This window comes from Curtobacterium sp. BNK-1 (genome assembly GCF_048685235.1).
Classification (GTDB): Bacteria; Pseudomonadota; Gammaproteobacteria; order Enterobacterales; family Enterobacteriaceae; genus Pantoea; species Pantoea agglomerans.
Genome location: NZ_JBLQTJ010000001.1, coordinates 969,479 through 986,120 on the forward strand (window position 1 = coordinate 969,479; position 16,642 = coordinate 986,120).

The 16,642-nt window shown below is 57.3% G+C and carries 14 protein-coding genes, 3 tRNA genes and 1 other RNA gene; 12 read left to right on the top strand and 6 right to left on the bottom strand.

Annotation, left to right across the window (positions count from 1 at the left end):
* The first annotated feature begins 22 nt into the window (after nt 1-22).
* The 8 genes from tolA (at nt 23) to ACMGGP_RS04690 (ending at nt 4,805) form a co-directional block, all read left to right on the top strand.
* On the top strand, nt 23-1,324 hold the full coding sequence (gene tolA, locus ACMGGP_RS04655) for a cell envelope integrity protein TolA (protein ID WP_163792456.1): 1,302 nt from the start codon (nt 23-25) through the stop codon (nt 1,322-1,324).
* 115 nt (nt 1,325-1,439) lie between these two features.
* Complete coding sequence (tolB, locus tag ACMGGP_RS04660; RefSeq protein WP_010260769.1) at nt 1,440-2,735, top strand: Tol-Pal system beta propeller repeat protein TolB; 1,296 nt, start codon at nt 1,440-1,442, stop codon at nt 2,733-2,735.
* 50 nt (nt 2,736-2,785) lie between these two features.
* The gene (gene pal / locus ACMGGP_RS04665; RefSeq protein ID WP_010260771.1) at nt 2,786-3,316 is read left to right on the top strand and encodes a peptidoglycan-associated lipoprotein Pal; all 531 of its coding nucleotides are present in this window, start codon (nt 2,786-2,788) and stop codon (nt 3,314-3,316) included.
* Between the two features lie 9 nt (nt 3,317-3,325).
* Nucleotides 3,326-4,120, top strand: coding sequence for a cell division protein CpoB (gene cpoB, locus ACMGGP_RS04670; RefSeq protein WP_010260773.1), 795 nt, complete (start codon nt 3,326-3,328; stop codon nt 4,118-4,120).
* 164 nt (nt 4,121-4,284) lie between these two features.
* Nucleotides 4,285-4,360, top strand: a tRNA-Lys gene (locus ACMGGP_RS04675).
* Between the two features lie 70 nt (nt 4,361-4,430).
* Nucleotides 4,431-4,506: transfer RNA gene (locus tag ACMGGP_RS04680), tRNA-Lys, on the top strand.
* A gap of 46 nt (nt 4,507-4,552) precedes the next feature.
* A tRNA-Lys gene (locus ACMGGP_RS04685) sits at nt 4,553-4,628 on the top strand.
* A gap of 43 nt (nt 4,629-4,671) precedes the next feature.
* A non-coding RNA gene (locus tag ACMGGP_RS04690) (RtT sRNA) lies at nt 4,672-4,805 on the top strand.
* Nucleotides 4,806-5,168: 363 nt separating this feature from the next.
* Here the strand turns inward: ACMGGP_RS04690 and ACMGGP_RS04695 are convergent.
* Nucleotides 5,169-6,644 (bottom strand): AlkA N-terminal domain-containing protein, encoded by a 1,476-nt coding sequence (locus tag ACMGGP_RS04695; protein WP_010260146.1) that lies wholly within the window; start codon nt 6,642-6,644, stop codon nt 5,169-5,171.
* Nucleotides 6,645-6,802: 158 nt separating this feature from the next.
* Here ACMGGP_RS04695 and ACMGGP_RS04700 point away from each other — a divergent pair, with 158 nt between their 5' ends.
* The 3 genes from ACMGGP_RS04700 to pnuC all read left to right on the top strand — a co-directional run bounded on the left by ACMGGP_RS04700 (nt 6,803) and on the right by pnuC (nt 9,280).
* Nucleotides 6,803-7,345, top strand: a complete 543-nt coding sequence (locus ACMGGP_RS04700) for a methylated-DNA--[protein]-cysteine S-methyltransferase (RefSeq protein ID WP_033771153.1) — start codon at nt 6,803-6,805, stop codon at nt 7,343-7,345.
* A 135-nt stretch (nt 7,346-7,480) separates the two neighbouring features.
* Nucleotides 7,481-8,533, top strand: coding sequence for a quinolinate synthase NadA (gene nadA / locus ACMGGP_RS04705; protein WP_498798214.1), 1,053 nt, complete (start codon nt 7,481-7,483; stop codon nt 8,531-8,533).
* 24 nt (nt 8,534-8,557) lie between these two features.
* Nucleotides 8,558-9,280, top strand: coding sequence for a nicotinamide riboside transporter PnuC (gene pnuC, locus ACMGGP_RS04710; protein ID WP_498798215.1), 723 nt, complete (start codon nt 8,558-8,560; stop codon nt 9,278-9,280).
* Between the two features lie 29 nt (nt 9,281-9,309).
* Here the strand turns inward: pnuC and zitB are convergent, their stop codons facing one another.
* The 4 genes from zitB to ACMGGP_RS04730 form a co-directional block, all read right to left on the bottom strand.
* On the bottom strand, nt 9,310-10,257 hold the full coding sequence (zitB, locus tag ACMGGP_RS04715) for a CDF family zinc transporter ZitB (protein WP_498798216.1): 948 nt from the start codon (nt 10,255-10,257) through the stop codon (nt 9,310-9,312).
* Nucleotides 10,235-13,297: a hybrid sensor histidine kinase/response regulator gene (locus ACMGGP_RS04720; RefSeq protein WP_498798217.1), complete on the bottom strand. Its 3,063-nt coding sequence runs from the start codon at nt 13,295-13,297 to the stop codon at nt 10,235-10,237. The genes zitB and ACMGGP_RS04720 overlap by 23 nt, the downstream gene beginning before the upstream one ends.
* The gene (locus ACMGGP_RS04725) at nt 13,294-13,875 is read right to left on the bottom strand and encodes a response regulator (RefSeq protein WP_346554758.1); all 582 of its coding nucleotides are present in this window, start codon (nt 13,873-13,875) and stop codon (nt 13,294-13,296) included. Before ACMGGP_RS04725 ends, ACMGGP_RS04720 begins: the two co-directional genes overlap by 4 nt.
* 98 nt (nt 13,876-13,973) lie before the next feature.
* On the bottom strand, nt 13,974-14,342 hold the full coding sequence (locus tag ACMGGP_RS04730) for a YbgS-like family protein (RefSeq protein WP_022626030.1): 369 nt from the start codon (nt 14,340-14,342) through the stop codon (nt 13,974-13,976).
* A gap of 287 nt (nt 14,343-14,629) precedes the next feature.
* Here ACMGGP_RS04730 and aroG point away from each other — a divergent pair, with 287 nt between their 5' ends.
* Nucleotides 14,630-15,682, top strand: coding sequence for a 3-deoxy-7-phosphoheptulonate synthase AroG (gene aroG / locus ACMGGP_RS04735; protein ID WP_010669658.1), 1,053 nt, complete (start codon nt 14,630-14,632; stop codon nt 15,680-15,682).
* Between the two features lie 202 nt (nt 15,683-15,884).
* On the opposite strand, the gene gpmA is transcribed toward aroG, so the two are convergent.
* Entirely contained in the window at nt 15,885-16,637 is a 753-nt protein-coding gene (gene gpmA, locus ACMGGP_RS04740) for a 2,3-diphosphoglycerate-dependent phosphoglycerate mutase (RefSeq protein ID WP_346465270.1), read from the bottom strand.
* Nucleotides 16,638-16,642: the final 5 nt, after the last annotated feature.

Below are 16,642 nucleotides of genomic sequence, written 5' to 3' on the forward strand. Positions count from 1 at the left end.
AACCGTTTTTTGGGAACCGAGTGTGTCGAAGGCAACCGAGCAAAACGAGAAGTTAAAGCGCGCGATAATCATTTCGGTGATTCTGCATATCGTGCTGATCGCGCTGCTGATTTGGAGCTCGTTTAATGAGCACATTGACGCCAGCAGTGCGGGTGGCGGAGGCAGTGATATTGATGCAGTGATGGTCGATCCCGGTGCCGTCGTGAGTCAATACAATCGTCAGCAGAACCAGCAAAGTGACAGCCAGCGGGCTGAGCAGCAGCGTAAAAAGCAGGCGCAGCAGCAGGCTGAAGAGCTGCAACAGAAACAGGCTGCTGAACAGCAGCGTCTGAAAGCGCTGGAAAAAGAGCGTTTAGCCGCGCAGGAAACCGCGAAAGAAGAGGCAAAACAGCAGGCTGAGCAGCAGAAGGCTGCCGAAGACGCTGCTAAGCAGGCGCAGGAGCAGCAAAAAACGGCGGAAGCGGCGGCTGCCAAAGCCAAAGCGGATGCAAAAGCTCAGGCAGATGCGCAGGCAAAAGCCGCGGCTGAGCAGGCGAAACAGGCCGCAGCCGAAGCAAAGAAGCAGGCTGATCAGCAGGCGAAAGCCGCCGCTGCCGCTGCTGCAAAAGAGAAAGCCGTTGCGGAAGCGAAGGCGAAATCTGAAGCAGATGCGAAAGCCGCGGCTGAGGCCAAAGTGAAAGCGGCGGCGGATGCCAAAGCCAAAGCGGCTGAAGAGGCTAAAGAAAAAGCAGCTGAGGCCAAAGAAAAAGCCGCAGAGGCGGCGAAAGAGAAAGCCGCAGAAGCAGCAAAAGAGAAAGCGGAAGCGGCTAAAGAGGCCGCCAAAGAGAAGGCGGAAGCTGCCGCCAAAGCGAAAGCCGATGCCGCGGCGAAAGCCAAAGCCGATGCTGCCGCTAAGGCCAAAGCGGATGCTAAAGCGAAAGCCGCCGCCGATGCTGCCAACGACAGCGATGTCGATGATTTGCTGGGTGGACTTGCTTCCGGTAAAAATGCACCGAAAAGCGGCACCTCTGGTGGCGCAGCAGGGCAGGGAAACCAGAAGAAAGCGGGTGCATCAGGCGCGGAAATCAACTCCTACATGGGTCAGGTTGTGAGTGCGATTCAGAGCCGATTCTATGATGCGGATCTGTATCGCGGAAAAACCTGTGATTTGCGGATTAAACTTGCGCCTGATGGCTTGTTGATTGATGTTAAGTCAGAGGGTGGCGATCCCGCGCTCTGTCAGGCCGCGATTGCTGCCGCAAAACAGGCACGTATTCCGAAGCCGCCTTCGCAGGCGGTCTACGAAGTGTTTAAAAACGCCCCAATGCGTTTTAAACCGCAATAATGCAGTAACGGGCGGCAAGTTGATCTATGTTTAGCGTGCCGTACTTAAGTTGTACTCGTGGTTTCCAGGAACAGTGCCAATTATCGTGGACTGAGGTTCAGATAAGGGAGATAAAATGAAGCAAGCTCTTCGCGTTACGTTAGGCTTTTTTATTCTGCTGTGGGCAGCCATGCTGCATGCAGAAGTTCGAATTGAGATCACCCAGGGTGTCAACACTGCGCGCCCGATTGGCGTGGTGCCGTTTAAATGGGCCGGTGCTGGCGCAGCGCCGGAAGATATCGGCGGCATCGTTGCAGCTGACCTGCGCAACAGTGGCAAATTTAATCCACTGGATCGCTCGCGTCTGCCACAGCAGCCTGCCAGCGCGCAGGAAGTTCAGCCTGCCGCGTGGAGTGCACTCGGCATTGATGCCGTGGTCGTCGGTCAGGTCGCGTCTAACCCGGATGGCAGCTATCAGGTTTCGTACCAGCTGGTCGACACCGGCGGTGCTCCCGGTACCGTGCTGGCACAAAACAGTTATAAAGTGACGAAGCAGTGGCTGCGTTATGCCGCTCACACGGCCAGTGACGAAACGTTCCTGAAGCTGACCGGCATCAAGGGCGCTTTCCGTACCCGTATCGCCTATGTGGTGCAGACCAACGGCGGCCAGTTCCCGTATGAGCTGCGCGTTGCTGACTACGATGGTTACAACCAGTTTGTCGTGCATCGTTCACCACAGCCGCTGATGTCGCCAGCCTGGTCTCCGGATGGCAGCAAAGTTGCCTACGTGACCTTTGAAAGCGGCAAATCTGCGCTGGTGGTTCAGACGCTGTCGAACGGTGCTATCCGTCAGATCGCCTCCTATCCACGTCACAACGGTGCCCCAGCGTTCTCGCCGGATGGCTCTAAACTGGCGTTCGCGCTCTCTAAAACCGGCAGCCTGAACCTCTATGTGATGGATCTGGCCTCAGGTCAGACGCGTCAGATTACCGATGGTCGCTATAACAGCACCGAACCGACCTGGTTCCCGGACAGCCAGACGCTGGCTTACACCTCCGATCAGGCTGGTGCTCCACAAATCTACAAAGTCGGACTTAACGGTGGCGCGCCACAACGTATTACCTGGGAAGGCGGTCAGAACCAGGATGCGGATGTCGCAACAGATGGTAAGTCAATGGTGATGATTAGCACCAACGGTGGTGCTCAACACGTCGCCAAACAGGATCTGGAAACGGGAGCCGTTCAAACGTTAACGGACACGTTCCTGGATGAAACGCCGAGCCTGGCACCCAATGGCACAATGGTAATCTACAGCTCTACTCAGGGTATGGGTTCCGTGTTGCAGTTGGTTTCTACCGACGGCCGTTTCAAAGCGCGTCTTCCGGCAACTGATGGACAGGTAAAATTTCCTGCCTGGTCGCCGTATCTGTAATGTCTGACAGTTCAGACATCACAAACAATAAACAATAATGGGATTTTGAAATGCAACTGAACAAAGTGCTGAAGGGTTTGATGCTGGCTCTGCCGGTTCTGGCAGTAGCGGCTTGTAGCTCACACAAGAACAACAACAATGACCAGACTGGCATGGGCGCTGATGGCGGCGCTTACGGTGCAAATTCTGGCATGAACGGCAACGGCGGCAACATGTCTTCTGACGAGCAGGCTCGTCTGCAGATGCAGCAGCTGCAGCAGAACAACATCGTGTACTTCGGCCTGGACAAGTATGACGTTCAGTCTGATTACGCACAGATGCTGGATCAGCATGCAACCTTCCTGCGCAGCAACCCGTCATACAAAGTGACCATCGAAGGTCATGCGGATGAGCGCGGTACGCCGGAATACAACATCGCCCTGGGCGAACGTCGTGCTAACGCGGTTAAAATGTACCTGCAGGGCAAAGGCGTGTCGGCTGATCAGATGTCTATCGTATCTTACGGTAAAGAGAAGCCAGCCGTTCTGGGTCATGACGAAGCAGCGTATTCTAAAAACCGTCGTGCCGTTCTGGTCTACTAAGAGAATCACATGGTTAGTAACTTCAGACATCACCTGTTGAGTCTGTCGTTACTGATTGGCGTAGCGGCCCCCTGGGCCGCTAATGCCCAAGCGTCAATCAGTAGCGTTGGCTCCGGCTCGGTCGAAGACCGTGTCACCACTCTTGAACGAATTTCTAATGCCCAGGCACAGCTGATGCAGCAATTGCAGCAGCAGATGAGCGATAACCAGCGTGATATCGACGCGCTGCGTGGGCAAATCCAGCAAAACACCTATCAGTTGAATCAGGTGGTTGAGCGGCAGAAGCAGCTTTACCAGCAGATTGACAGCCTGAGCAGTGCCAGCACCAGCGGCGGTCAGCAGGCAGCGGGCAGTAATGCCGCAGCGGATACCGGCGCAGCAGCAACCGCAGGCGCGGCAGCATCAACGGATAGCGCACCTGCGCAGACCGGTGACGCTAACAGCGATTACAATGCGGCTGTGGCGCTGATTCTGGAGAAGAAACAGTATGATCAGGCGATCAGCGCGCTCCAGGCGTGGGTAAAACGTTACCCGGATTCGACCTATCAGCCGAACGCCAATTACTGGCTGGGACAGCTGAACTATAACAAAGGCAAAAAGGACGACGCGGCTTACTATTACGCCACGGTAGTGAAAAACTATCCGAAGTCGCCGAAAGCTGCAGAAGCGTTGTTGAAAGTGGGCGTCATCATGCAGGAGAAAAAAGACACAGCGAAAGCTAAAGCGGTCTTCCAGCAGGTGATCAAACTTTATCCAGACACCGAATCTGCTAAGCAGGCGCAAAAACGTCTGACAAGTCTGTAATCTGTACGGTTCAGGCCAGATATCGTGTGATTTCTGGTCTTGCCGTATGAAAGGTAAGCAACTGAAGCATTTAGCAGAAATAAGAGTTGCGCTACCCCGCTAAATCAGTAATATATGCCGCCGTTGCCGGGACACATTGCAAAGTGTCTGGTAAGCCTGAAGATGGGTCGTTAGCTCAGTTGGTAGAGCAGTTGACTTTTAATCAATTGGTCGCAGGTTCGAATCCTGCACGACCCACCATCTTCCTCAGACGCGCTTTTACCGCGCAGTTTTAAGAAGAACACTTCAGCATTGCTTCACAACCTAAGATGGGTCGTTAGCTCAGTTGGTAGAGCAGTTGACTTTTAATCAATTGGTCGCAGGTTCGAATCCTGCACGACCCACCATCTTATCTCAGCCGCCTGGCGTGTTGAACGGTTGTAAGCCCCCAGCGGGTCGTTAGCTCAGTTGGTAGAGCAGTTGACTTTTAATCAATTGGTCGCAGGTTCGAATCCTGCACGACCCACCAATTAAGAAAAAAGCGCCCTCAGGGCGCTTTTTTTGTTTCTGCGGCACGGCGTTCCCCGTGCAGGGTGAGAACCTGCAGCAGGTTCGACTGAATCGCCAGGCGATTCAGGCTGATGCGACAGCATCACCTGAAGGGCGAGGCCCCGGATGGGCCGAGGCAATCCTGCACGACCCACCAATTAAGAAAAAAACGCCCTCAGGGCGCTTTTTTTGTTTCTGCGGTATCTGATTACTTTTTCAAAGCAAAACGTGATTGGTTTTTAAAGTTGTCGATGAAGTTTGCCGCAAGCCGCTTTGAGATTGAGCCTGCGCAGAGAACAGGGTCAGATCGGAAAGACGCTAAAGCCAATCCATGACCTGCTCAACCCGCGCGATTACGCACCTCATCCCTGAGGTGCGCCCGTAGCCGGGCCAACGCGTTGCGTTGTTCAAAAACGCTCCCGGCGTTTTTGTCCCAGGCGCGGGACGCTTTCCTCTTCTGACCCTGTTCCCTGCGCGTTGAGCTTCTGTATTGCTGGCAGATTTGCCCCCACTCTCGCCGTCACGGCTTTTTCTTTGCCTTTGCCACTGCCAGGCTCTCCCAGATATGCATCACTGCATAGCTGCGCCAGGGACGCCATGACTGCGATCGCGCCTCCGCTTCTTTCGATGACATGCCGCCCAGGTTATTCCGGATGGCAATATCCTCTTTGGGAAAGGCATCCGGCCAGCGCAGGGCGCGCATCGCGATGTAGTGCGCGGTCCAGGGACCAATACCCGGCAGGCTGACGAGTTTTTTGATGACCTCGTCTGGCGCCTGAGCGGCACTAAGACGCAGATCTCCGCTGGCGCAGGCATTTGCAAAGGCGATGATGGCGCGGGAGCGGGCGGCACTGACAATCCCCATCGGCGCGACATCGTCTACCGTCAGTCCGGCGATGCGTTCAGGATGGGCGGTGTAGCGGGTCAGATCGGCGAACGGCGTCTCACAGGGTTCGCCAAAGGCGGCGGCAAAACGGCTGCTGACCGTGGTGGCCGCTTTGACCGTCACCTGCTGGCCGATAATGGCGCGCACGCCCAGCTCAAAGGCGTCGAATGCGCCAGGCACACGCAGACCCGGATGCGAGATCAGGCTGGGTGCCAGCAGTGGGTCCTGCGCCAGACAGGCGGCGATACGCTGCGGCTGTGCGTCGAGATCGAACAGATCACGCAGACGGCGCAGCAGCAGAGGCAGAACCGGCGTCAGCGAGGTGGAGAGCGTCACCTGCAGCGCATTCTTTTGCGGCAGATGCGAAACAGAGACCCAGCCCCGGCAGCGGCCGAGCACCACGGTGCGTCGCCAGCAGCCATCTTCCACCGCCTCGACCTCTTTCATCAGATGCGTCTGCAAAAACCAGAGCATCGCCGCCCAGTCGTAGGGAGGGCGATAGGCCAGCCGCAGCGTCACGCGGTCGCCGGGCTGCGCGCACTGAGTGCCCGTATCGTCCCTGCGCAGCGCGCCTGGCGTCATGCGGTAACGCGCCTGGAAGACATCATTAAAGCGCCGCAGGCTGCCAAAGCCGCTGGCATAGGCAACGTCAATAATCGGCAGCCGGGTTTCGGTCAGCAGCTGTTTAGCCAGCAGCATGCGCCGCGTCTGCTTCAGTTCCAGCGGCGAGACACCCAGCTCCTGCTGCACGATACGGCGCAGCTGACGCAGGCTGATACCGAATTCAGCGGCAATTGCCTCCAGTCCTTCACGTTCCTCCAGCATGCCTTCCTCGATACGCTGAACCAGCCGCTCTGCCACACGATGCGGCTGATCAACCGGCGCATTACCGGGTGCCAGTTCGGGCCGACAGCGCAGGCAGGGGCGAAAGCGGGCTTTCTCCGCCGCTTCCGCGCTGCTGAAGAAAAGGCAGTTCTTCTGCATCGGCGCTTTGACCGGGCAGACCGGACGACAATAGATACCGGTTGAGGTCACGCCAACAAAGAAAACACCGTCAAAGCGGGTATCACGAGAGGTCAGCGCCTGATAGGCAATGTCGGGATCGAGCATGGCAGTTCTCCGGTAAATAAGCGCAGCCTACACCGGTGAATCCCGGCAGACTGGCTGTTTTCGGACAGCACAACAGTTTATCGCCATGACCGAAAACAGCCAGTCAGGCTGATGAAAAGTGCGATAATAGGCGACAGAACCGTGACGGGAGAATCACCATGTACTACTTCAAACCGATAGTCACCCCGGTGGGTGAACTGAAACTGGTCGCCAGCGATAGCGGCCTGGCGGGTATTTTGTGGGAAAACGACGATCCAAAACGCACCCGGTTTTTGCCGCAAACGCGCGATGACGATCATCCCATTCTGATCGAAACTGAGCGTCAGCTCAGCGAGTACTTCACCGGTGCTCGTTGCTGCTTTGAGCTGCCGCTCGATTTTGTCGGCACTGAGTTTCAGAAAAAAGTCTGGCAGGCGCTGGTGGCTATCCCGTTTGGTGAGACGCGCAGCTACAGCCAGATTGCGCGGGAGATCGGCCATCCGCTGGCGGTGCGTGCCGTCGGGGCGGCCAATGGGCGTAATCCGCTCTCGATTGTCGCACCGTGCCACCGCGTGATTGGAGCCAACGGCAAGCTTACCGGCTTTGCGGGCGGACTGGATATCAAAGCCTTTCTGCTGGCACTGGAAGCGCCGCAAAAACCGCTGGTACTGGCAGATGAAACGCAGCCCGGCAGGGTCGGCGCTGTGATGCAGACAGAATAAATATCGCACGACACAGCCAGGCTTTTCCGCTATCGTGTTTAGCATATAAAACACGATGGCGGATTGGACGCCATAAGTCGCCGGAACAGGCGATTTTCGTTAATTAGACAAAACGAGAGCTGTGTCATGAGTGTGATGTTCGATCCAGAAAGAGCCGTTTATCCCTTTCCGCCCAAACCCGCCCGTCTGAGTGACGACGAGAAGGCGTTCTACCGTGAGAAAATTAAAGCGCTGCTGAAGGCACGAAACGCGGTGATGGTGGCGCACTACTACACCGATCCGGAAATTCAGGCGCTGGCAGAAGAAACGGGCGGCTGCGTTTCGGACTCGCTGGAGATGGCACGCTTTGGCAGCAACCATTCGGCGACGACACTGCTGGTGGCCGGCGTGCGCTTTATGGGTGAAACCGCCAAAATCCTCAGCCCGGAGAAAACCGTACTGATGCCGACGCTGCAGGCGGAGTGCTCACTGGATCTCGGCTGCCCGATTGAAGAGTTTAACGCCTTTTGCGACGCCCATCCCGATCGCACTGTGGTGGTCTACGCCAATACCTCGGCGGCGATAAAAGCGCGGGCCGACTGGGTGGTGACCTCAAGCATTGCGGTCGAGCTGATTGAGCACCTCGACAGTCTGGGCGAAAAAATTATCTGGGCGCCGGATCGCCATCTTGGCCGCTACGTTACCCAAAAATCGGGCGCGGACGTGCTCTGCTGGCAGGGCGCGTGCATTGTGCACGACGAGTTCAAAACCCAGGCGCTGCAGCGTATGAAAGCGCTCTATCCCGACGCGGCAGTGCTGGTGCATCCTGAGTCACCGCAGGCGATTGTCGATCTGGCCGATGCGGTCGGCTCGACCAGTCAGCTGATTCAGGCCGCCAAATCCCTGCCGCATCCGCAGATGATTGTGGCGACCGATCGCGGCATCTTCTACAAAATGCAGCAGGCGGTGCCGGATAAAGAGCTGCTTGAAGCGCCGACCGCCGGTGAAGGTGCCACCTGCCGCAGCTGTGCTCACTGTCCCTGGATGGCGATGAACGGCCTTAAAGCCATCGCAGAGGCGCTGGAGTCGGGTGGGGTGGAACATGAGATTCAGGTGGATGAGACGCTGCGTGAGGCGGCGTTACTGCCGCTTAATCGCATGCTATCCTTTGCAGCGGAACTTAAACTCAACGTGAAGGGAAACGCGTAAGCGTTTTTCGGACAGGTGCTCAGCATGGACTTCTTCAGCACACATAATATTCTGGTTCACATTCCTCTGGGTGCCGGAGGCTACGATCTCTCATGGATTGAGGCTATCGGCACGCTGGCAGGCTTACTCTGCATCTGGTTTGCCAGCCTGGAAAAAATCATCAACTATCCCTTTGGCCTGATTAACGTCACGCTGTTTGCGGTGATTTTCTTTCAGATCCAGCTCTACGCCAGCCTGCTGCTGCAGCTCTTCTTTTTTGCCGCCAATATCTACGGTTGGTACGCCTGGAGTCGGCAAACCTCCGATCATCAGGCGGCGCTGAAAATCTGCTGGCTGCCGCTGCCTAAGGCGCTGGCCTGGACGGCGGGCTGTGTGATTGCGATTGCGCTGATGACCCTCTATATCGATCCGGTGTTTGCGCTGTTAACCCGTGCGGCCGTCACGCTGATGAACGGCGTTGGCCTGTCGGTGGCGATGCCCGCGCTGCAGCCGGATGCGTTCCCGTTCTGGGACTCCTGCATGATGGTGTTGTCGATTGCGGCGATGGTGCTGATGACGCGCAAATATGTTGAGAACTGGCTGCTGTGGGTCATCATCAACGTGATTAGCGTGATGATTTTTGCCCGTCAAGGCGTCTATGCGATGTCGCTGGAGTATGTGATTCTGACGCTGATTGCGCTGAACGGCTCGCGCATGTGGATCCGCAGCGCGCGGCAACAGGGTTCCCGCGCGCTGTCGGCTCAGTGAGTGTGCACTTCGCCTTTAGCGTGAGCATGCTAATGGTCGTGTGAATGGCTGTGATCATGGCCGGTGGCGGCAGCGCCGCTTAAGCCGAGTTCACACTCGGCACCGGCACAGGGCTGATACTCCATCTGCACGGTCGCATGCGCAATCTGATAGTGCTGGCGCAGATAGTCGTGGATACGATGCAGCAGCGCATCGTGATCGTAAGGCGGGATCACCTGCGCATGCAGCGTCAGCATCGGCTTTTCGCCCACCTGCCACAGATGCACATGGTGAACATTGCGCACCTCTGCGATGTTCAGGGTGAGATCCCGTATCAGCCGGTTCACATCCAGCGAACGCGGCGCCCCTTCCAGTAACTCCTGCAGACTCTCACGCAGCAGCGCCCAGGCGCTGCGCAGCACCAGCAGTGACACCAGCAACGACAGAATCGGATCGATTGGGGTCCAGCCGGTCAGCATAATAATCACCGCCGCGACAATCGCACCCACCGAGCCAAGCAGGTCGCCCATCACATGCAGCGCCGCGGCCCGCACGTTGAGATTCTTCTCTTCGCTGCCGTGATGCAGCAGCCAGAACGACAGAATATTGGCCAGCAGGCCGCCAATAGCAATCCCCAGCATCAGGCCGCCGGTCACCGGTTGCGGGTCGGCAAAGCGGCGCACCGCCTCCCAGACGATCAGTGCGGTAATGCCCAGCAGCGCAATGGCGTTAACAAATGCGGCCAGCGTGGTCAGACGCAGCAGGCCAAAGGTGTGGCGTGCATTGGGTTTACGGCGCGAGAACTGCACCGCCAGCAGCGCCATCAGCAGCGCTGCGGCATCGGTCAGCATATGCCCGGCGTCCGCCAGCAACGCCAGTGAACCCGAGAGCCAGCCGCCAATCACTTCAGCCACCATAAAGACAACGGTCACCCCGAAGGCGGCCGCCAGACGCGTGCGATTACTATCCTGCCCGCTATGAGTGTGGGTATGTGCCATAAGATTCCAGTTTTTTCAGTAACCTGTTTGCTAATAATATCAGTAATTGCCACGTCTCAGACGTGTCCTGATGCTGTTTTGCCTGCTCCGCCAGTTGCTGGCTGAGCTGTGCGCCGTGCTCCAGTCCCACCAGTAACCAGCTTCCTTTCATCCGGTGCGCCGCTTCGGCGAACGGCATCCACGCCTCGCGCTCGCGTGCTTCGCGCATCACGGCCAGATCCTGCGTCACCGTGTTGTGCAGCGTCTGGCTCAGACGGCGGAGGAATTTCTCATTCTGCTGCGCCAGTTGCCACAGATTATCATCCAGCGCCGCCAGCGGATCTTCCTGCCACTCTGCCAGCAGCGCGCTGAGATCGGCTAACTGCACCGGTTTTATTATTACCCGCTCCCGCGCTTCCAGCGGTCGTGACAGCAGCTGGGCATCCGCGGAGCAGAGCACCCGCATCGCCTGACGCTTCCGCTGACGGTCACGCCGCCGCAATATCCGCAAAAGCAGTGTGCCGTCAGGCCGCGGCATCATCTGGTCGATAAACAGCAGGTCATAAGGCTGCTGCGCATCGGCCTGCAGCAGCGCGCGTCCCTGCTCAAAGATGTCAGCCTGAATCGCAAAACGCGACAGCTGCTGCTGCATCACCAGCAGATTGGTCGGATGGTCATCGACAATCGCCACCCGCAGTTGTGGAAGGTCGGGCAGGGCAGTTTCATCCACGTGGTTTGCTGGTGCGCAGACCGCCAGTGGCAGCGTCACGGTGACCTGGGTGCCGTGACCGGGTTCAGAGGCGAGCCGGATATCGCCGCCCATCCGCTGCACCATTTCCCGGCAGATAAACAGCCCCAGGCCGCTGCCCTGCACCGAAACCGATTTACCGGACGGTGCCTGATACCAGGGGTCAAACAGCTTCTGCTGCTCCTCTGGCGGAATACCGCTGCCGCTGTCGCTCACCGTCAGAATCAGCTGTTGTTGCTGTGCGGCCAGCGTCAGGCGAATCGCGCCGTGGCGGGTAAATTTCAGCGCATTGGTCATCAGGTTGTTGACCACCTGCTGCAGGCGATCGGCATCGATCATCACGGCATCAGGCAGCGGCGTCAGCGCCTCGACGATCAGATGCGGGCCATCTTCGCGCATTAACGGATGATAAAAGTGCTGCTGCTGATTGAGCCACTGCGCCAGCGCCAGCGGACGGGGCGCCAGGGTAAAACTGTTGCTCTCGATGCGCGCATGATCCTGCAGATCATTCAGCAACGTCAGCAGCGATTGCGCACTGCTGTGCAGCAGCGTCAGGTTCTGGCTGCTGTGCTGCTGCTTCTCCAGCTCCAGCAGTCCCAGGATCGCCTGCATCGGCGTGCGCAGCTCATGGCTGACGGTCGCCAGGAACTGGCTCTTCATCGCATTGGCGTGCTCAGCCTGTTCACGCTGCTGACGCTCCCGGCGCTGTTGCCAGTAGCGGCGCGCCAGCAGCAACAGCAGCAGCGCAATGGCCGCACCTGCCACCGCCAGCACCATCATCGGCAGCGAACGCATCACCATCACGCTGCCGGGCTGTGGCGGGGTTGACCAGCTGTCGCGCATCTGGCTCTGTGTGTCAGCCGGGATCTGCTGCAGCGCGCGATCCAGCAGGGTGCGCAGCACCGGCTGGTCAGGCGTCACACCCAGCGCGATCGGCCAGGCGATGTCGCTGGCGGCAAAGGCGAGATGGATGCGCGCATCATCGCGGCTGGCGATACGCCAGCGGGCGGAGAGCACGTTATCCACCAGCGCATCGATCTGCCCTTTTGCCAGCGCGTCATAGAGACTATTACGATCGGCAAACTGCAGCGGCTGCAGATCCGCAGGCAGCAGACGCAGCGCCAGGTCATCCTGTAACACGCCGACCCGCTTGCCGCGCAGGTCGCGCCAGTGCGCCAGCGTATCGGGCTGGAGGGTGTAGATGCCCCACAGCGCGCGCCACACCGGCAGCGAGGTGCTCTGCATCGCATCGCCGTTCAGCGGCTGCATCAGCTGCAGCATCGCCTGCTGCTGACCGATCAGCGTGTTCGCCTGACGCGGATTGCTGACCCACACCGGTTCAAACTGCAGGCCGGTGCTCTGAGCTATCGCTTTCAGCAAATCCACGCCATAGCCTCTGGCGGTCCCGCTGGCATCGCGATAACTCCAGGGATAGTTGTCCGGTTCGGCGGTGTAAGTAATACGCGGATGATCGGCAATCCAGGCGCGTTCAGTGGGGCTGAGCATCAGGGTCTGCGTATCCTGGTAGCGCGGCAGGGTACTGCTCCAGCGCGCCTGCAGCGTGTTCATCAGTTCTGCTGGCAACTGACGCAGGCTCTGATTAATCCAGCTGATAAGCTCCGGATCGCGGGAGACCGCGCGCAGGTTGAGCTGTCCGGCCTCGATGTGTGAGGCGATCTGATAAATCTGGCCCTGTTGCAGCTGGCTCAGCAGAAATCCGGCGCTGGTCTCATCCGCCACCACATAATCATTCTGCTGATTCAGCAGGGTATAGAGCGCCTGCAGATCACTGCTGTAGCGTCGCCAGCTGTGGCGGGCCGCCAGCGCAGGCGGCAGTTGTGCCAGCGTGCTTTCGCTGATCGCCAGTTGGGCATTCTGGCTGTTAAACATCACGGCACGCTGGTTTTGCTGATTGCGGTAGACCCGAAGCGGGCTGCTGTACCAGTTATCGCTGCTCAGCGCGCCGGCTGGCAGGGGAGAAATCCACATGCCAAGCGCAAAATCGATCTGGCCGCTGTTCAGCGCCTGCATCAGATGCGGCTGATCGCTGTAGAGGTTGAGGCTGAACTGCGCGCCAGTCAGCTGGCGCAGTGCGGAAAGATAGTCAGCATTGATGCCATACAGGTCGTTGCCGATGCGCATCGCCCAGGGGGCGTGGTTCTCTTCCAGCAGGCCAACACGCAGAATTTTGCCCTGCATGGTTTCCGCGTGTGTCACCGGCAGCATCATCGGCAGATTGATGCTGCTCACCGGACGCACCTCAGCCAGAACGGAGCCGCACAGCAACAGCAGCATCAGCAGGAGAGTTCTCACTGCTGCGCCTTCCACAGGTCAGCCAGTTCCACCACCGAACGGGTGCCGGTTTTTTCCAGAATGTTCTTTTTATGGGTGCTGACCGTTTTATTACTGATGTGCAACTGGGCGGCGATTTGCAGATTGGACAGGCCGCTGGCCAGCAGCGCCAGAATCTGACGCTCTTTCTGGGTCAGCGGGAGTTCCGGCTCATCATCCATCACCGGAAACGCCGTCTGACCGCCCAGCACCGCCAGGATAGCGCTAAGCAGTTGCGCCATGCGCTGGCTCTTCACCACATAACCGGCGGCACCCAGCGCCTGGGCACGACGCACATAGTGGCGGGTCTGCTGAGCAGAGTAGATCAATACCGGACAGTCGGGGCGATGGATCTTCAGGCGACGCAGGAACTCCAGCCCATCGCTATCCGGCAGGCCAATATCCAGCACGATGATGTCCAGTGGCTGCTGAAGCAGGGGACGGGCGGCTTTTTCACTGCTGGCAGAGAGGAGCTGAACCGGAATAGGCGACTGGCTCAGAGCGGCTTCAAGTGCCACTTCAACCAGCGGATGATCGTCAATCAGAAGCAAAACGGCCATGAAGGATTTCCTGTAAAATTCACAGGATTAGCATAGCGGAAGAGTGGGACAGAGGGGAGAAAAACCAGGAGAGCGTCAGCTCTCCTGGCTAAACAGAATTACTGGGTGGTGCCGTCGGTTTTAGTATCTACGTCACCGCCGCCCACTTTAGTCTGAACTTTTTTATTGATGTTCGGACATTTACCATCTTTACACTGGGCGTTCTGGTCCATTTCGTTAGCAGACATATTACCATGGCTGGTGGTGCTGCCGGACGTTGCAGGATTGGTATCGTTGCCAGTGTTATTAATTTTGCTGTTATCGACATTATTTGGCGGCAGATTCTCTTTCGCTCCGCCCGCTGCTGCACCTGCACTGGCTGCCTGATTCGATGTACCGTTATTGCTGCTGCTGTCTGCAGCCAGTACCGCACCGCTGCTCAGTGTCATTGCTGCTGTCAAAAAGAGTAAGGCAAACTTTTTCATCATTATGCTCCCGTTAATAAATGAAGATGCTTTAAGCCCAGAGGTGCAATTTCGGGTAAGAAAATCCCTGACGAAATATAATTCGCCGGTTGGCTTAAACAGGGTGATTTAATTTTGTAAGCGGGACGTTCCTCAGTGCTTACCATTAAAAAGTCTAGTCGCTAACCTGATTAATGCAAATATCACCCGCACATTTAACCCGCAGCGGGAATTTACACCCCAGGCGCTTCGGGCTACATTGGGCAGGTTGTGTCCGGCGGGCGCCGGGCCAGAAATAATATGGAATCAGTATGAATTACCAGAACGATGACTTACGCATCAAAGAGATTAAAGAGCTGTTACCTCCGGTTGCGCTGCTCGAAAAATTCCCGGCGACCGATCGTGCTGCACAGACCGTTTCACAGGCCCGTCAGGCGATTCATCAGATCCTGCAGGGCAAGGACGATCGCCTGCTGGTGGTGATCGGCCCCTGCTCAATTCATGACACTGAAGCGGCAAAAGAGTATGCCGACCGCCTGCTGGCGCTGCGTGATGAGCTGAAAGGCGAGCTGGAAGTGGTGATGCGGGTCTATTTTGAAAAGCCGCGCACCACGGTGGGCTGGAAAGGGCTGATCAACGATCCCTACATGGATAACAGCTACCAGCTCAACGACGGTCTGCGTCTGGCGCGTAAACTGCTGCTGGATATTAACGACAGCGGCTTACCGGCGGCGGGCGAGTTTCTGGATATGATTACCCCGCAATATGTGGCTGACCTGATGAGCTGGGGCGCGATTGGCGCGCGCACCACGGAATCCCAGGTACACCGTGAGCTGGCGTCCGGTCTCTCCTGTCCGGTCGGCTTCAAAAACGGCACCGATGGCACCATTAAGGTGGCGATCGATGCCATCAACGCGGCGGGATCGCCGCACTGTTTCCTGTCTGTGACGAAGTATGGTCACTCCGCCATTGTGGAAACCAGCGGCAACGGTGACTGCCATATCATTCTGCGCGGCGGCAAAGAGCCGAACTATAGTGCGCAGCATGTTGCAGAGGTCAAAGAGGGCCTGGCAAAAGCGGGTCTGCCACAGCAGGTGATGATCGATTTCAGCCACGCCAACAGCAGCAAGCAGTTCCAGCGTCAGATGGTTGTGGCAGACGATGTCTCACAGCAGCTGATTAATGGTGAGCAGGCGATTGTCGGTGTGATGATCGAGAGTCATCTGGTGGAAGGCAACCAGAGTCTGGAGAGCGGCGAGCCGCTGGTCTATGGCAAAAGCGTCACCGACGCCTGTATCGGCTGGGAAGATACCGACAAGGTGCTGCGTCAGCTGGCGGCAGCGGTTAAACAGCGCCGCGGCTGAGTGGGATAACTGACAAGGTCTGACCCGGTTCGCGTTGAGGATTGTGCCTCTGACCGTATTCCCTGCGCTTTGAGCCAATCAGTTGTTGCCTGGCTCATTGATCTCTTTATTCTGACAACGAACACAGTGCGCAGCGTTCGTGCGCGCAGCCCAATAAAAAAGGCCAGACTTTCGTCTGGCCTTTTTGCATTTCAGCGAGAAATTACTTCGCTTTACCCTGATTCGCAACAGCTGCGGCTTTCGCGGCAATCTCGTCCTGGTCGCCCAGGTAGTAGCGTTTCAACGGTTTGAAGTTTTCATCGAACTCATAAACCAGCGGTACGCCGGTAGGGATGTTCAGTTCGAGGATTTCATCTTCGCTCAGGTTATCCAGATATTTCACCAGCGCACGCAGTGAGTTGCCGTGTGCGGCAATGATCACTTTCTCACCGCTTTTGATGCGCGGCAGAATGGTTTCGTTCCAGTAAGGGATAACGCGGTCAATAGTCAGCGCCAGGCTTTCGGTGGTTGGCAGCTGCTCTGGGGTCAGTTTCGCGTAACGCGGATCATGGCCCGGGAAGCGCTCATCTGAACGATCCAGCTCTGGCGGAGTAACGGCAAAGCCGCGACGCCACTGCTTAACCTGCTCATCACCATATTTGGCAGCGGTTTCCGCTTTATCCAGACCCTGCAGTGCACCGTAGTGACGCTCGTTCAGACGCCAGTTTTTCTCAACCGGCAGCCAGGCCTGATCCAGCTCATCCAGCACATTCCACAGCGTGTGAATGGCACGCTTCAGTACTGAGGTGTAAGCGAAATCGAAAACAAAGCCCTCTTTTTTCAGCAGCTGACCTGCTGATTTGGCTTCGCCACGACCTTTCTCTGAAAGGTCAACATCATACCAACCGGTAAAGCGGTTTTCGTTGTTCCACTGGCTTTCGCCGTGTCGCACCAGAACCAGCTTAGTTACAGCCATAGCTT

What these genes read in the sequence shown, in the direction of transcription:
- gpmA (WP_346465270.1), bottom strand. Translation starts at nt 16,637, where the DNA reads ATGGCTGTAACTAAGCTGGTTCTGGTGCGACACGGCGAAAGCCAGTGG.
- zitB (WP_498798216.1), bottom strand. Translation starts at nt 10,257, where the DNA reads ATGGCACATACCCACACTCATAGCGGGCAGGATAGTAATCGCACGCGT.
- nadA (WP_498798214.1), top strand. Translation starts at nt 7,481, where the DNA reads ATGTTCGATCCAGAAAGAGCCGTTTATCCCTTTCCGCCCAAACCCGCC.
- ACMGGP_RS04695 (WP_010260146.1), bottom strand. Translation starts at nt 6,644, where the DNA reads ATGCTCGATCCCGACATTGCCTATCAGGCGCTGACCTCTCGTGATACC.
- pal (WP_010260771.1), top strand. Translation starts at nt 2,786, where the DNA reads ATGCAACTGAACAAAGTGCTGAAGGGTTTGATGCTGGCTCTGCCGGTT.
- pnuC (WP_498798215.1), top strand. Translation starts at nt 8,558, where the DNA reads ATGGACTTCTTCAGCACACATAATATTCTGGTTCACATTCCTCTGGGT.
- tolB (WP_010260769.1), top strand. Translation starts at nt 1,440, where the DNA reads ATGAAGCAAGCTCTTCGCGTTACGTTAGGCTTTTTTATTCTGCTGTGG.
- cpoB (WP_010260773.1), top strand. Translation starts at nt 3,326, where the DNA reads ATGGTTAGTAACTTCAGACATCACCTGTTGAGTCTGTCGTTACTGATT.
- ACMGGP_RS04725 (WP_346554758.1), bottom strand. Translation starts at nt 13,875, where the DNA reads ATGGCCGTTTTGCTTCTGATTGACGATCATCCGCTGGTTGAAGTGGCA.
- ACMGGP_RS04730 (WP_022626030.1), bottom strand. Translation starts at nt 14,342, where the DNA reads ATGATGAAAAAGTTTGCCTTACTCTTTTTGACAGCAGCAATGACACTG.
- ACMGGP_RS04700 (WP_033771153.1), top strand. Translation starts at nt 6,803, where the DNA reads ATGTACTACTTCAAACCGATAGTCACCCCGGTGGGTGAACTGAAACTG.
- aroG (WP_010669658.1), top strand. Translation starts at nt 14,630, where the DNA reads ATGAATTACCAGAACGATGACTTACGCATCAAAGAGATTAAAGAGCTG.